The 12,798-nt window shown below is 57.2% G+C and carries 10 protein-coding genes, 1 tRNA gene and 1 pseudogene; 7 read left to right on the top strand and 5 right to left on the bottom strand.

Translation table 11 applies throughout. The features are described from left to right. Positions 1-63 precede the first annotated feature (63 nt). Both gmhA and ACUZ79_RS02290 read left to right on the top strand, forming a co-directional pair. Positions 64-636: a D-sedoheptulose 7-phosphate isomerase gene (gene gmhA / locus ACUZ79_RS02285; protein ID WP_233483521.1), complete on the top strand. Its 573-nt coding sequence runs from the start codon at positions 64-66 to the stop codon at positions 634-636. Between the two features lie 100 nt (positions 637-736). Further along, complete coding sequence (locus ACUZ79_RS02290) at positions 737-2,410, top strand: acetolactate synthase large subunit (RefSeq protein WP_449250591.1); 1,674 nt, start codon at positions 737-739, stop codon at positions 2,408-2,410. A gap of 814 nt (positions 2,411-3,224) precedes the next feature. On the opposite strand, the gene cysK is transcribed toward ACUZ79_RS02290, so the two are convergent. The 4 genes from cysK to ACUZ79_RS02310 all read right to left on the bottom strand — a co-directional run bounded on the left by cysK (position 3,225) and on the right by ACUZ79_RS02310 (position 6,230). After that, positions 3,225-4,181 carry a cysteine synthase A gene (cysK, locus tag ACUZ79_RS02295; RefSeq protein ID WP_240823350.1) on the bottom strand — a complete coding sequence of 319 codons (957 nt, stop codon included), beginning with the start codon at positions 4,179-4,181 and terminating at the stop codon, positions 3,225-3,227. A gap of 202 nt (positions 4,182-4,383) precedes the next feature. Continuing rightward, positions 4,384-4,821: an RrF2 family transcriptional regulator gene (locus ACUZ79_RS02300; protein ID WP_240823349.1), complete on the bottom strand. Its 438-nt coding sequence runs from the start codon at positions 4,819-4,821 to the stop codon at positions 4,384-4,386. Positions 4,822-4,863: 42 nt separating this feature from the next. After that, positions 4,864-5,550, bottom strand: coding sequence for a metal-dependent hydrolase (locus ACUZ79_RS02305; RefSeq protein WP_449250592.1), 687 nt, complete (start codon positions 5,548-5,550; stop codon positions 4,864-4,866). 101 nt (positions 5,551-5,651) lie between these two features. Beyond that, entirely contained in the window at positions 5,652-6,230 is a 579-nt protein-coding gene (locus ACUZ79_RS02310) for a UbiX family flavin prenyltransferase (protein ID WP_449250593.1), read from the bottom strand. Between the two features lie 186 nt (positions 6,231-6,416). Here ACUZ79_RS02310 and ACUZ79_RS02315 point away from each other — a divergent pair. After that, positions 6,417-6,493 (top strand) — tRNA-Arg (locus ACUZ79_RS02315). Positions 6,494-6,655: 162 nt separating this feature from the next. Here ACUZ79_RS02315 and ACUZ79_RS02320 read toward each other — a convergent pair. Then, positions 6,656-7,810, bottom strand: coding sequence for an ISL3 family transposase (locus ACUZ79_RS02320; RefSeq protein ID WP_449250559.1), 1,155 nt, complete (start codon positions 7,808-7,810; stop codon positions 6,656-6,658). 491 nt (positions 7,811-8,301) lie between these two features. On the opposite strand from ACUZ79_RS02320, the gene ACUZ79_RS02325 reads away from it, so the two are divergent. The 4 genes and pseudogenes from ACUZ79_RS02325 to ACUZ79_RS02340 all read left to right on the top strand — a co-directional run bounded on the left by ACUZ79_RS02325 (position 8,302) and on the right by ACUZ79_RS02340 (position 12,774). After that, positions 8,302-9,537 carry an ISL3 family transposase gene (locus ACUZ79_RS02325; RefSeq protein ID WP_096152604.1) on the top strand — a complete coding sequence of 412 codons (1,236 nt, stop codon included), beginning with the start codon at positions 8,302-8,304 and terminating at the stop codon, positions 9,535-9,537. Between the two features lie 34 nt (positions 9,538-9,571). Next, positions 9,572-10,858 (top strand): annotated as a pseudogene (locus ACUZ79_RS02330) (TRAP transporter large permease); the annotation flags it as partial. A 47-nt stretch (positions 10,859-10,905) separates the two neighbouring features. Then, on the top strand, positions 10,906-11,745 hold the full coding sequence (locus tag ACUZ79_RS02335; RefSeq protein WP_449250594.1) for an amidohydrolase family protein: 840 nt from the start codon (positions 10,906-10,908) through the stop codon (positions 11,743-11,745). A gap of 282 nt (positions 11,746-12,027) precedes the next feature. Continuing rightward, the gene (locus ACUZ79_RS02340) at positions 12,028-12,774 is read left to right on the top strand and encodes a sulfite exporter TauE/SafE family protein (RefSeq protein ID WP_449250595.1); all 747 of its coding nucleotides are present in this window, start codon (positions 12,028-12,030) and stop codon (positions 12,772-12,774) included. The last annotated feature ends 24 nt before the right edge of the window (positions 12,775-12,798 follow it).

Genomic DNA, 12,798 nt, shown 5'->3' on the forward strand with positions numbered 1-12,798 from the left:
TGCAAGACGTTTTTAAAACCGATGCCCCTACAGGGAAACAAAACCGTGCAGCAAGGTCAAATCATGACGAATTCGCTTTTTGATATGTCCCTCTCCGCCCATCTGGAGCTTTTTGGCGCGCTACAGACCATGCGCCCCGCCGTGGAAGCTGCGGCAGAGAGGCTGGGCGCGGCCCTTGGGGCAGGAGGCAAAGTGCTTATTGCCGGCAACGGCGGCTCGGCGGCGGACGCCCAGCACTTTGCGGCAGAGCTTGTGGGGCGCTTTCAGTGCAACCGCAAGGCGCTGGCCTGCATCGCCCTGACCACGGACACGTCAAACCTCACGGCCATCGGCAACGACTACGGCTTCAACGATGTTTTTTCTCGCCAGGTAGAGGCCCTTGCCCGCCCCGGCGATGTTTTCGTGGGCATTTCCACCTCCGGCAATTCGGCCAACATCATCGCAGCCGTCAACGAGGCGCGCGCTCAAGGCATTGCCACCATCGCCCTGCTGGGGCGCGACGGCGGCAAGCTGGAATCCCTGGCCGACATGGCTGTTATTGTGCCCCACGATGTCACGGCCCGCATTCAGGAGGCTCACATTTTCATTCTGCACCACTGGGCCGATGTGCTTGAACGCGCCGTGGCGCAAAAATAGGCCCGACCGCAAAATCTGCGCACGGCAGGATTACGCCAAGCCCTTTCCGGCCAGTCATCCCAAGGCATGAGCCTTGGCAAACACCCCAACGAGGTTAGCCATGGATCAGCAGAACGTAGCCCAGTTCCTTGTTTCATGCCTCAGGGCCGAGGGAGTTAAGTACGTCTTCGGCATCCCCGGTGAAGAAAATATAAAATTTGTGCGGGCTGTGGCCGCCTCCGGCGACATCCGCTTTATTCTTGCCCGGCACGAGCAGGGCGCATCCCTGATGGCCGACATTTATGGCCGCCTGACAGGCAAGGCGGGCGTATGCACCGCCACTCTTGGGCCGGGGGCCATCAACCTGCTGCTGGGCGCTGCCGACGCGCAGACCAATTCAAGCCCTCTGGTGGCTATTTCCGCCCAGGTGGGGCTGAAGCGCATTTACAAGGAATCGCACCAGATTGTTGACCTTGTGGGCATGTTCAAGCCCGTTACCAAGTGGGCGGATACGGTGCTGACGCCCCAGGCAGTGCCCGAAATGGTGCGCAATGCCTTTCAGGTAGCGCAGGAGGAACGGCCCGGCGCGACCTACCTTGCCATTCCCGAAGATGTGGAAGCGGCCCCAATGCCCGAAGCCGTGCCCCTCAAGGCGGCTCCCTGCGCCAAGGCCATACCCTCGCCCGCTGCGGTGGCGGAAGCCGCATCCCTGCTGCGTTGCGCCCGCAAGCCCGTCATCATGGCCGGGCACGGCGTGGCCCGCACAGGCAATGCCGCCGTGCTGGCCGCCTTTGCCGAGCGCTACAAAATCCCCGTGGCGACAACGTTCATGGGCAAGGGCGTTATCAGCGACCGCAGCCCCCAGTCGCTGGGCGTCATTGGCTTTATGCGGCACGACTACGAAAACTGCGCTTTCGACCAGGCGGACGTGATCCTTTCTATCGGATACGAATTGCAGGAATTCACGCCCATGCGCATCAATCCCCAGTCAAACAAGCGCATCATCCACATCAATACATTCATGCCCGATGTGGATGCCCACTATAACCCCGAAGTCACCATCATGGCCGATGTAGGCCTTGCCCTGGCCTCTCTGGCCAAGGAACTTGGGGCGGAACCTCTGCTTTCCGCCGGACGCGGGGCACGAATCCGCGAACTGGTGGAGGCAGAACTTGCCAAGGGCCGTGAGAGCGACGCCTTCCCCCTAAAGCCGCAGCGCATTGTGAGCGACATTCGCGCTGCAATGGGTGATGAGGATATCGTGCTGGCCGACACCGGGGCCATAAAAATGTGGATGGCGCGCCTTTATCCCACCTACGCGCCCTTGACCTGCATTGTGTCCAACGGCCTATCCACCATGGCCTTTTCCCTGCCGGGAGCCATCGGCGCGCATCTGGCCTGCCCCGAGCGCAAGGTGCTGGCCGTCATGGGCGACGGCAGCTTTTTGATGAATTCGCAGGAAATGGAAACCGCTGTCCGCGAGAATATTCCGCTCAAGATACTTATCTGGGTGGATGACAGCTACGGGCTGATCAAGTGGAAGATGGACATGGAATCCGGCTCCCACGACTGCGTGGACTTTGGCAATCCCGACTTTGTGACCTATGCCGAAAGCTTTGGCGCCAAGGGTTACCGCATTGAAAGCGCCGCCGAACTTTTGCCCACCTTGCAAAAAGCTCTGAACGAACCCGGCGTGTCGCTGGTGGCCTGCCCTGTGGACTACAGCGAGAACATGGCGCTTATCAATAGCTTGGGTGAGTTGACGCCTGCGCTTTGCGCGTTGGATGAGTTGTAGGGGGCGGGATTTTGCCTTTCCGGCGGAGATGATTGGTTTCTTCTGCCCTTCGGGCTTGTTCTTCCGCCCTCCGGCGGAGTTTGGGACGCCTGCGCGGCGCGCGATTTCGCCTCCCCGGCGCGGGGCAAAGGGGGCCTGTTAGGGGCTGCGCCCCTCCTTGGCCCCCTCTGCACTCCCCCCGGAACACCCCCTAAGAAGTGCTTTCAATTTCCGTCAAGCTACGAGGGCAACGCGTCTTATGCTGCGGGAGCTTCCCTCACTCGCTCCGCTCGCTCAGGTGATCTCCCTCCGCGACCCGTAAATGCCAGAGAACGCTTTCGCTTTGAATGTAAATCCGCTTCAGCCAACTACCATTGATACTATTACTGGTTCAGGGGACGACCTTGTACCTTTTCAGTCGCTTCAGGATATTTGTGCATCACAAACTTGAAGAAAATCAAATTCCAACACTAACATGCCTGACAGTTTCACTTCATCTACGGGATGCCAATTATCATTCAACCATAATCCGGAGGATATATTACGAGTTAGAAAAACCTGTTCGCTATCAGGGGATGGTCGTGGAGTCGCCTTCCTTAAACTCGCCGGAGCGTAGCGGAGGCGATGGCTGGTGTTGGGCGAATTTGCAAAATACGCGTTTTGCGGCCTGAAAAGGAAGCGCCGGGATTTTGAGCGCAGCGTACTCAAGTACGTGAGCATCAAAATCCCGGAGCTGACGCATTCAGGGCGTAAAAGTCGGGTTTGCGTAAATCAGCCTGACAGGCTCACACCCACCGCCAAGACCTTTTCCGCCTTCCTGCCTTTCTTTCCTCTTCTACTCGCCAATGCCCTCGTACAGGGCAGACGACAAATACCGCTCGCCCGCATCAGGCAGAATGACCACAATGGTCTTGCCTTCAAATTCAGGCAAGTCCGCCAGCCGCGAGGCCGCCGCTGCCGCAGCACCAGAAGAAATACCGGCAAGAATGCCTTCTTCACGCGCCAGCCTGCGGGCAAATTCAATGGCCTCATCGTTACCCACAGTCTCCACCCGGTCCAGCAAACTGACATCCAGCGTTTCAGGGATAAACCCAGCGCCAATGCCCTGAATCTTGTGTGGCCCCGGTTGCAGAGGCTTGCCCGCCAGATGCTGACTGATGACCGGGCTTGCCTCAGGCTCCACAGCCACGGAAACAATGTTCTTGCCCCGCGTGTGCTTGAGATAGCGCGAAATACCCGTAATGGTGCCGCCTGTGCCCACGCCCGCCACAATGGCATCCACCAGCCCATCTGTGTCATTCCAGATTTCCGGGCCGGTGGTGGCTTCGTGTATGGCCGGATTGGCCGGGTTCTTGAACTGCTGCGGCATAAAATACGCACCGGGGTTGGCAGCGACCAGTTCTTCGGCCTTTCTGATAGCCCCGGGCATGCCCTCCGCACCGGGCGTGAGCACCAGCTTGGCCCCCAGCATGGCCACCACGCGTCGGCGCTCAAGACTCATGGTTTCGGGCATGGTGAGCGTAAGCTCATAGCCCTTGGCGGCGGCCACATAGGCCAGGGCAATGCCCGTATTACCGCTGGTGGGTTCCACAATGCCCACGCCGGGGCGCAGCAGGCCACGGCTCTCAGCATCGGCAATCATGGCCGCGCCAATGCGGCATTTGACGGAATAGGAGGGGTTTCGGCCTTCAATCTTGGCCAGCACTATGGCCTTGGAGCCGACTACACGGTTAAGCCGCACCAGAGGGGTATTGCCGATGGAGAGGGGATTATTCTGATAAATTCTGGACATATGCGTTCTCCTTGCCCGCCTTGGCGATGCTGTGTGCAATCCAGATTATATGGTTCAGCCGTGTCGGGCGGGCATGACACCTCTGTCCCGGCATTAACTACATTAACTCGACTGATTAAGTGATAATAATTGAACTCCTGAAAGGCAAGACCTGATGCAAAAATATTTCTGCCCGCAGGGAAGAGGCGCAGATAAACCCGCATCAAATGCTGAAATCGGGGATAGCTGCCGCCTGAGCGTCCACAAGATCCTGAAGCGTCGTGCCGCCGTATACGTTTTCCAACGCCTGACGCGCCCGCTGCCACAAAGGCATGAACACGCAGTCTGGCCCAAGGGAGCACTTGCGTACAGGGTTGTCGCCCTCGCAATCAAAAGGATGCACGGGGCCGTCCAGAAAACGGATAACTTCAAGCGTGGTGATCTGGCTGGCAGACCGGGCCAGCATAAAGCCGCCAGCCTTGCCTCGGCGGCTGTCCACAAAGCCGCCGCGCCTGAGCTGATTGAGGATATTTTCAAGAAAACGCGGAGGAATGGCCTGCGCCTCGGCAATCTCCTGAATACGCGTTGGGCCGCTGCCCGTGCGCCGGGCAAGCTCAAACAGGGCGCGCAACCCGTACTGGCATTTGAGTGAAACGCTCATGGGTAATCCTTGCGGGAAAAGGCAGTGCAACCGCGAAAAAAATCAGCCGAAGCTTACGGTCTCGCCGGGGGCCATTTCCACACAGCGGCAGGACAAATGCAGGCTTTCAAGCTCAGCCCTGAACCCTGCCGCACTCTGCGCCAGCACAGGGAACGTTCCCCAATGCATGGGAAGGGCAGCCTTGCAGCGCAGCAACTTGCAGGCCAGAGCTGCCTGACGCGCATCCATGGTAAACACGCCGCCTACGGGCAGCAGGGCCACGTCTATGCTGTAAAGCTGACCCCACAGCGCCATGCCGCTGAAAATACAGGTGTCGCCCGCATGGTATACGGTGAGCCCATCGGGCATCCGCACAATATAGCCCGCCGGAGCGCCCGAATCGCTGGAATGGTAGGCCTGCGTCATGGTCATGCTCACGCCCTTGTGGGTCAGGGTGCCGCCCATGTTGAAGCCGATACCGTTGAGAATCTGCTCTTGGGACACACCAGCCTCAGCCAGTTTGCCCGCCGTGCCCACAATGGCCCCAAGCTGCGCGCCGGTGCGGCGGCACAGGGATACGGCATCGCCCACATGGTCGCCGTGGTCGTGGGTTACCAGCACAATATCCACATCACCTACCGCGCTGGACGATACTCCCGCAGAAGGAGCAAAAAAGGGATCAATAATCACCTGCGCGTCAGGCGCGCTGATTTTGAATGCCGAGTGTCCAAACCAGGTTATGTCGCTCATGCTGCCTCCAGCGTAAGACTTTACCAACTCAAAAAATACGTACCGACAGGGGACGAAAGACGGCAAATGAAGGAGCGGCGTGGTGCCGCTTTTTGCTTGCGCTATGCCTGACCTGTCCAGCGGGCAAGACTATGTGCAAGCCCCACCTGATCAAAGATACGGCCACAGAACTGCTCCAGCAGTTCCTCCACGCCAGCAGGCCGCAGATAAAAACAGGGAGAAAACGGCATGATCACCGCGCCAGCCTCGCGTAAGGTCAACAGATTGCGCAGATGGATGGCAGAAAGCGGGCTTTCGCGCGTGACCATCACCAGAGGCAAACGCTCCTTCAGCGCCACATCCGCAGCCCGGTGTACAAGATTGCGCGTGGCGCCGCTGGCGATGGCCCCGACTGTTCCCATGGAGCACGGCACAAGCAGCATGGCTGCAGGTTCGCTGCCGCGCCTCCACCACGAACCGCTGGCCGGGCCTGCGCCCAGGTCTTCCGCAGCGTATACGGTGTGCGCCAGCGCCGTGAGCAAATCGGCATCCGCGCCGCATTCCGCCCGCAGCACGGCCCGCGCGCCATCGGAAACCACGCAGTGGGTGCGCACATCGGGCATGGCCGCCAGCAGCCGCATGAGGCACAGGGCCAGGGGCATGCCGCTGGCCCCGCTCACCCCAACAAGAATATCACGCATGCATTCTCCGCATAAAATATCACCGAGCTATTACCCCTCAGCCTGATTTTTAGCGCACATTGCTACGGCGCGCAAACCCGGCGGCGCGCGGCATGCCTGCGGCTGGTGACTGTGTGTCCTTAGCCCATCGGCTCAGGCCCACTCCTTGACAGCCGCCAGCACAAAGCATATCAGAAATGTTCTTATGCGCTCGTAGCTCAGTTGGATAGAGCGTTGGCCTCCGGAGCCAAAGGTCGTGAGTTCGAATCTCGCCGGGCGCACCATAAAAATTAAGCCCTTACGATAAAAAATCGTAAGGGCTTTTGCTTTACTCAATTTTTTTCCAACCCTATTTCCAACCTTTTTGGGCTCTACACCAAAGACGGGGGCAAGCCCCTTCAGCGGGCAGTTTTTCCGACAGGTTTCTGAACGATTCCCCAGCCATTTCAGCAGCACAAAACGCGCACACGCAGGCGGTAGTTTTCGAAGTTACGAAAGCCATACGCACGCCGCTGGATCAACTTCATTTTTCGGTGAAAGCCTTCTGTGATGCCGTTATTCCGGGTAAAACGGAACATTCGGGCCACTTCTTCCCGCCAATTATGCAACGTCTTGCCCAAGGTACGCAACGGCGCGAAGCTAGTTTTTCGAAGTTGCTCAATTTTATCTAATAATTCAGCCGCATACCTGCGGCACGAATCGACACTTTGCGCCCGCACACGCAATAAATCAGCTGTGTCATGCAAAAATTCGTACAGCGATTCAATGTCCGGCCTGTCAGCAAAGTATGTTCGTAATCGCTCTTTCTGTGAGTCTGTTAATCGATCACGGCGAGTCAGCAAGAGACGCATCATACCGCCTCGCCCATAAGCAAGTTGTTTTTCATCAATTGCCTTGCACAGCTCTGAAAAGTGTTGATTCACCAGCCTGATAACATGAAATCTGTCCGCAACAATGCGCGCATTGGGAAACCATTCCCGCACAAGTCGCCGATACGCAGAATTCATATCAATACAGACCATTTTAACTTTATGGCGGCCTTGCAGCGATTGCAAAAAGTCGCGCATATCAGCGGCGCTACGACCTTTAACCACATCAAAGACCCTGCGGCGGGCCAAGTCGCAAAACGTTGTTGCAAAGCCCTGTCTGCGCGTAAATCTATGCTCATCAATGCCCAGAATGCGCGGGCATGTGCGGTTTGCCCAGTGGCTGCTCTTGTGCTGCATCATCTGGTGGTAGTAGCGCTCCACGCTGGCCACGCCGATGCGGTGCTCATTGGCGATGTCTTTACAGGAAACACCTTTGTTGTAGGCCTGAAAAATGTTGCGCTTAAGCAGCTCTGTTGTTCTGCTCCACACTTTTATGCCTGCAAGTCTGGTATTAAAATATCTGCCGCAGCTTTCGCATCGGTATTTATGGCAGCGAATTAACAGGCGTGACGCCCTTCCATGAATGGAAATATTACGGATCGTCCGCCAGAATGAGTCCTTGATACGCAGCTTTTCACATCCGCAGTGCGGGCACGTATTCTTGCCCGTCCATCTGGCCTCAAACACCGGGGGAACGTGGCTGACCACTTTTTCGATTGCAAAATCCCGCAAGCCAATTAACAATCCTTCCACAGGGCCTTCTCTTCTTTTCTTTGGTCGGAAAATAAAAGCTGCCCTGATGGGCATACCAACTTTAATTGGTATGCCCATTTTTTCTTGGAGACGCCATGCCCCCGTCTTTGAGGTAGAGCCAAATTATTTAACAAGATATGTGCCTTTTCAATAACACATTTTCTTTGCTCCTCTGATAGTCCATCTTGACACCCTTGCTGCTCACTAGCTACCGATATTGAAGTCATTGCATCTATGCAAAAAATGTATCACTATATAATAAAATCGTATATTGATTATTTAAAGCCACCTGGAGCTACGAGGAATGGACAAGAAAAGGAACAAAAAGAAAAATCGGAAGCCTCTGACCAGTAATTTAGCCGACCACAAGCGGCAAGGCAAAAAACTAATTCCCCCTCTCCTTAATATTCCGGCTCTTCCGGGTTTTCCGTGGGTAGCTGATCTGCTAATGTCCTTCCCGGAGGGCACCAATGAAGGATACGGACCTATATTTTCGGATTCTCGGGCTGACCGAGCCCTGGTTTGTTGAGGCTGTTGAACTGGACACGGCGGAAGGTCGGGTAGACATCCGCGTGGAGCATGGTCCTGGTGTTCGCTGGTTTTGCCCTACTTGTGGTCGAGAGCTGGCTTGCCGCGACCATGCCGAGCCTCGTGTCTGGCGCCATCTGGACACGTGCCAGTTCAAGACGTTCCTGCATGCTCGGATTCCCCGAGTGGACTGCCCCGAGCATGGCGTCCTTCAGGTCAACGTGCCTTGGGCCGAGTCCAAGGCACGTTTCACCATATTGATGGAGCGATTGATCATCGACGTGCTGACCGAGTGCGCCACCGTAACAGGAGCGCGGCGCATCCTGCGCATCACCTGGGACGAAGCATGGGGTGTCATGGAAAGGGCGGTGCGCCGGGGCCGGGAGCGCAAGCAATCGAATCCCTCGCGGTATCTTGGCGTTGACGAGAAGGCATTCCGCAAGGGGCACGACTATGTGACCGTGGTTTGTGATCTGATCGGCAGCACGGTGGAGTATGTGGCCGACGAGCGTAAGGCCGAAAGCCTTGAGGGGTACTACCTTCAGTTCACCAAGGCGCAGTTGGAGCGGATCAAGGCCGTGGCCATGGACATGTGGGAGCCCTATTTTAAAGCTACGCTCAAACATGTGCCGGACGCGGCGGGGAAAATCGTTCACGATCGGTTCCACGTCATGAAACACGTAGGCGAGGCTGTGGACCGGGTACGCAAGCAAGAGCACCGCGAACTCACAAGTCAGGATGACCATCGACTCAAGGGCACGAAATTCCTCTGGCTATACCGGGAGGAGAATCTGCCGGACAAACACCGGCCAGCCCTGGAGGCCTTGAAGACAGCGAACCTCAAGGTGGCCAAGGCCTGGGCCATGAAGGAAAGCCTGAACGACGTCTGGAAGTACCTGAGCACGGGATGGGCCAGACGTTTTGTGAAGCGATGGCTGGTCTGGGTGAACAGGTCAGATCTTGCCCCAATGCGCAAAGTGGGCGGACTGATTCAGAGACATCTTGAGAACATCCTGACCTTCTGCCGCCACAGGATCACCAACGGCGTGGCCGAGGGCCTCAACAGCAAGATCATGGCCATCAAGAGGAAGGCTTGCGGTTATAGGAACCGGGAGCATTTCAAGACAGCCATCTACTTCTTCTGTGGCGGTCTAAACCTCTACCCGGCCAGTTCCTGACAGGGGTTACCCACGGAAAACCCGGAAGAACCTTGATTATATTGAGCCTCTGACGGCGCTTTTTGGATACTTTGTGGTTTTGTGCGCCATTGGCGTGCCCATTGCCATTTCGCTGGGGCTTTCCACCCTTGCCACTATCATAAGCGCAGACACCCTGCCTATTGAGTACATGGCCCAGGTGTCGTTTACGTCCATCGACAGTTTCCCCATCATGGCCATCCCATTCTTTATCGCTGCGGGCGTGTTCATGGGCGCTGGCGGCCTTTCGCGGCGTCTGCTCAGCCTTGCGGACGAGATAGTGGGCGGTCTGTATGGCGGCATGGGCCTTACGGCCATTGTGACCTGCATGTTCTTTGGGGCCATCAGCGGTTCCGGCCCGGCCACGGTGGCGGCCATTGGCGCACTGACCATCCCTGCCATGATCGAACGCGGGTACGACAAGTATTTTTCTGCCGCCCTGGTGGCTGCTGCTGGCTGCGTGGGCGTGATGATTCCGCCAAGCAACCCCTTTGTGGTCTACGGCGTATCCGCCCAGGTTTCCATCGGCGATCTGTTTATGAGCGGCATCGTGCCGGGTATCATGACCGGCTTTGTACTCATGGGCTACTGCTACTTCTATTCACGCAAGCAGGGCTGGCGCGGCGAAAACAAGGTGCGCAACCTGCATACCCTGGGCAAGGCCTCGTGGGAAGCCAAGTGGGCGCTCATGGTGCCTGTAATCGTGCTTGGAGGCATTTACGGCGGCGTCATGACGCCCACCGAGGCCGCAGCCATCGCCGCTTTTTACGGAATGATCGTGGGGCTTTTTCTCTACCGCGAAATGGATATCAAGACATTCTTCGCTTCATGCGTTGAATCGTGCGAAACCTCGGCCATTATCATTGTGCTTATGGCGATGGCCACGCTTTTCGGCAACATCATGACCATTGAGGATGTGCCCGGCACCATTGCCCGCGCCATCCTGGGCTTCACAAACAGCAAGATCGTCATCCTGCTGCTCATCAATATCCTTCTGCTTATTGTGGGCACCTTCATGGAGGCTCTGGCCGCCATTGTCATCCTTACGCCCATACTGCTGCCCGTTGTCACGGGTGTGGGCGTGTCGCCCCTGCATTTCGGCGTCATCATCGTCGTAAACCTTGCCATTGGCTTCATCACGCCGCCAGTGGGCGTCAATCTGTTTGTGGCAAGCGGCGTTGCCAAGGCCAAACTGGAAAAGATAGCAGGTATGGCCCTGCCCATGATTGGCCTCATGGTGATCGTGCTGCTCATCTGCACCTATATTCCCGAAGTGCCCCTTTGCCTTGTAGGCGGCAAATAACGCACTTGGGTTGTTGAACTCTGTAGCCAGTTCAGGAGAACTGCACAATGAATACCATTGATTTTCGTTTTCGTCCCAATACGCCGGAGATCATCAACGGCATCAAGAACAGCTCCATGTTCAAGGCTGCCTGCAAGGCCATTGGCTTTGACAAGCGCAAGCCCCAGCCGCTTGAGGATATTGTGGCCGATCTTGACCGGCTTGGCGTAGACCTTGGCGTCATCACAGGCCGCGACTGCGAAACGACCTACGGTTTCCCGGCCAATAACGGCAGCGTGCTTGAATTCTGCCGGGCCTATCCCAACAAGTTTGTGGGCTTCTGGGGCATTGACCCGCACAAGAAAATGGCGGCGGTGCGCGAGATTGAGCAGGTTGTGGCCGAATACGGCATGAAGGGCATTGCCATTGACCCTTATCTTGCCCATATCCCTGCCTCTGAAGCCAGGTTTTACCCCCTGTACTCAAAGTGTTGCGAACTGAATATCCCCGTATTCATCACCATGGCTCCGCCGCCGCAGGTGCCGGGGGCCATTCTGGAATACGCAGACCCCCGCGATGTGGACAAGGTTGCCAGAGACTTTCCCGAGCTGACGCTCATCATGAGCCACGGCGGATACCCCTTTGTAAACGAGGCCATCTACACCTGCCTGCGCAACGCCAATGTGTACATGGATATTTCGGAATACGAGCGCGCGCCCATGGTTGACGTGTATGTGCGCGCCATGAACGATCTCATTCCCGACAAGGTGCTTTTTGCCAGCGCCCATCCCTTTGTGGAACTTGCTGACGCCCTTGATGCCTATACCCACTTTGACCTCACTGAAGAAACCCGGCGCAAGGTCATGTATGAAAATGCCCGCCGTGTGCTGGGGATGGATCGGGCGTAACACCCTGATCCCCCTGATAACTTTGGAGTCTGGCCGCCGCTGCGGCAGTTCTGCCGTGCAGGCTGGTTGGCACGTGGAGGGCTGACCGCCTGGCGTGCTGCCAGACCCCATTTGGAGAAACCCTCTCCTCCTGCCGGGGGCCGGGCTAATGCCAGCCCGCCCCCGTTCACAGTCCGGCCTGGGCGTGTGCTGCGTCACGCCGGGTCGGGCTGTTATTGGGCCAGACTGATATTGGCCGGACAGGCTTCGCGCTATTGTCCGGCGTCTGTTATGGGAGCCTTTATGCTTGCGGCGCTTGCGGTTTCGTCATTTCTGGTGGGCGCGCTTATTGGCGCAACAGGGGTGGGCGGCGTGCTGCTGATCCCAGCCATCATGTTTTTCGGCGGGCTTGGCACGCATGAGGCCATGGCAACGGCACTGTTCAGCTTTCTGTTTGCGGGCATTGTGGCAACGGCGAGCTATCAGCGCTACGGCACCATTGACTGGCGGGTGACCCTGCCAGTGGTGGCGGGCAGTTTTTTGTCGGGTTATGCGGGGGCGTATGTGGGGGCGTATGTTCCGGCGCGCGGGCTCAACTTTCTGCTGGCCTGTCTGATAATTTTTTCCAGCCTGTATTCCATGCTTCCTGTGCGCAAGGGCACGGGTATGGCACAGCGGCTCAGCCCAAGGGGCAATACGGCGCTGCTCTTTGGCATTGGCATTTTTACGGGATTTTTGTGCGGCATGACGGGGGCTGGCGGGGGCATTATTTCCGTGCCGGTCATGCTGCTGTTCAGCTATGCGCCCTTGCAGTGCATTGCCACAAGCCAGGTTTTGCAGATGGTTATCTCGGTTTCCGGCTCTGCAAGCAACATGAGCAACGGCTTCATTTCCTATTCCATGGTTTGGTGGGTCACGGCCTGCGAGCTTGTGGGCATAGCCGTGGGGGCGCACATTGCCCACCGTGTGCCAGTGAGCCTGCTCAAGCGCATGGTCAGCGGGCTTTGCATGACCATAGGACTGTTTATCGCATGGCGGGCGCTGGGTTAGGCCAACCGCCGGTACGTCTGCACT

It is taken from the genome of Desulfovibrio faecalis (assembly GCF_053570625.1).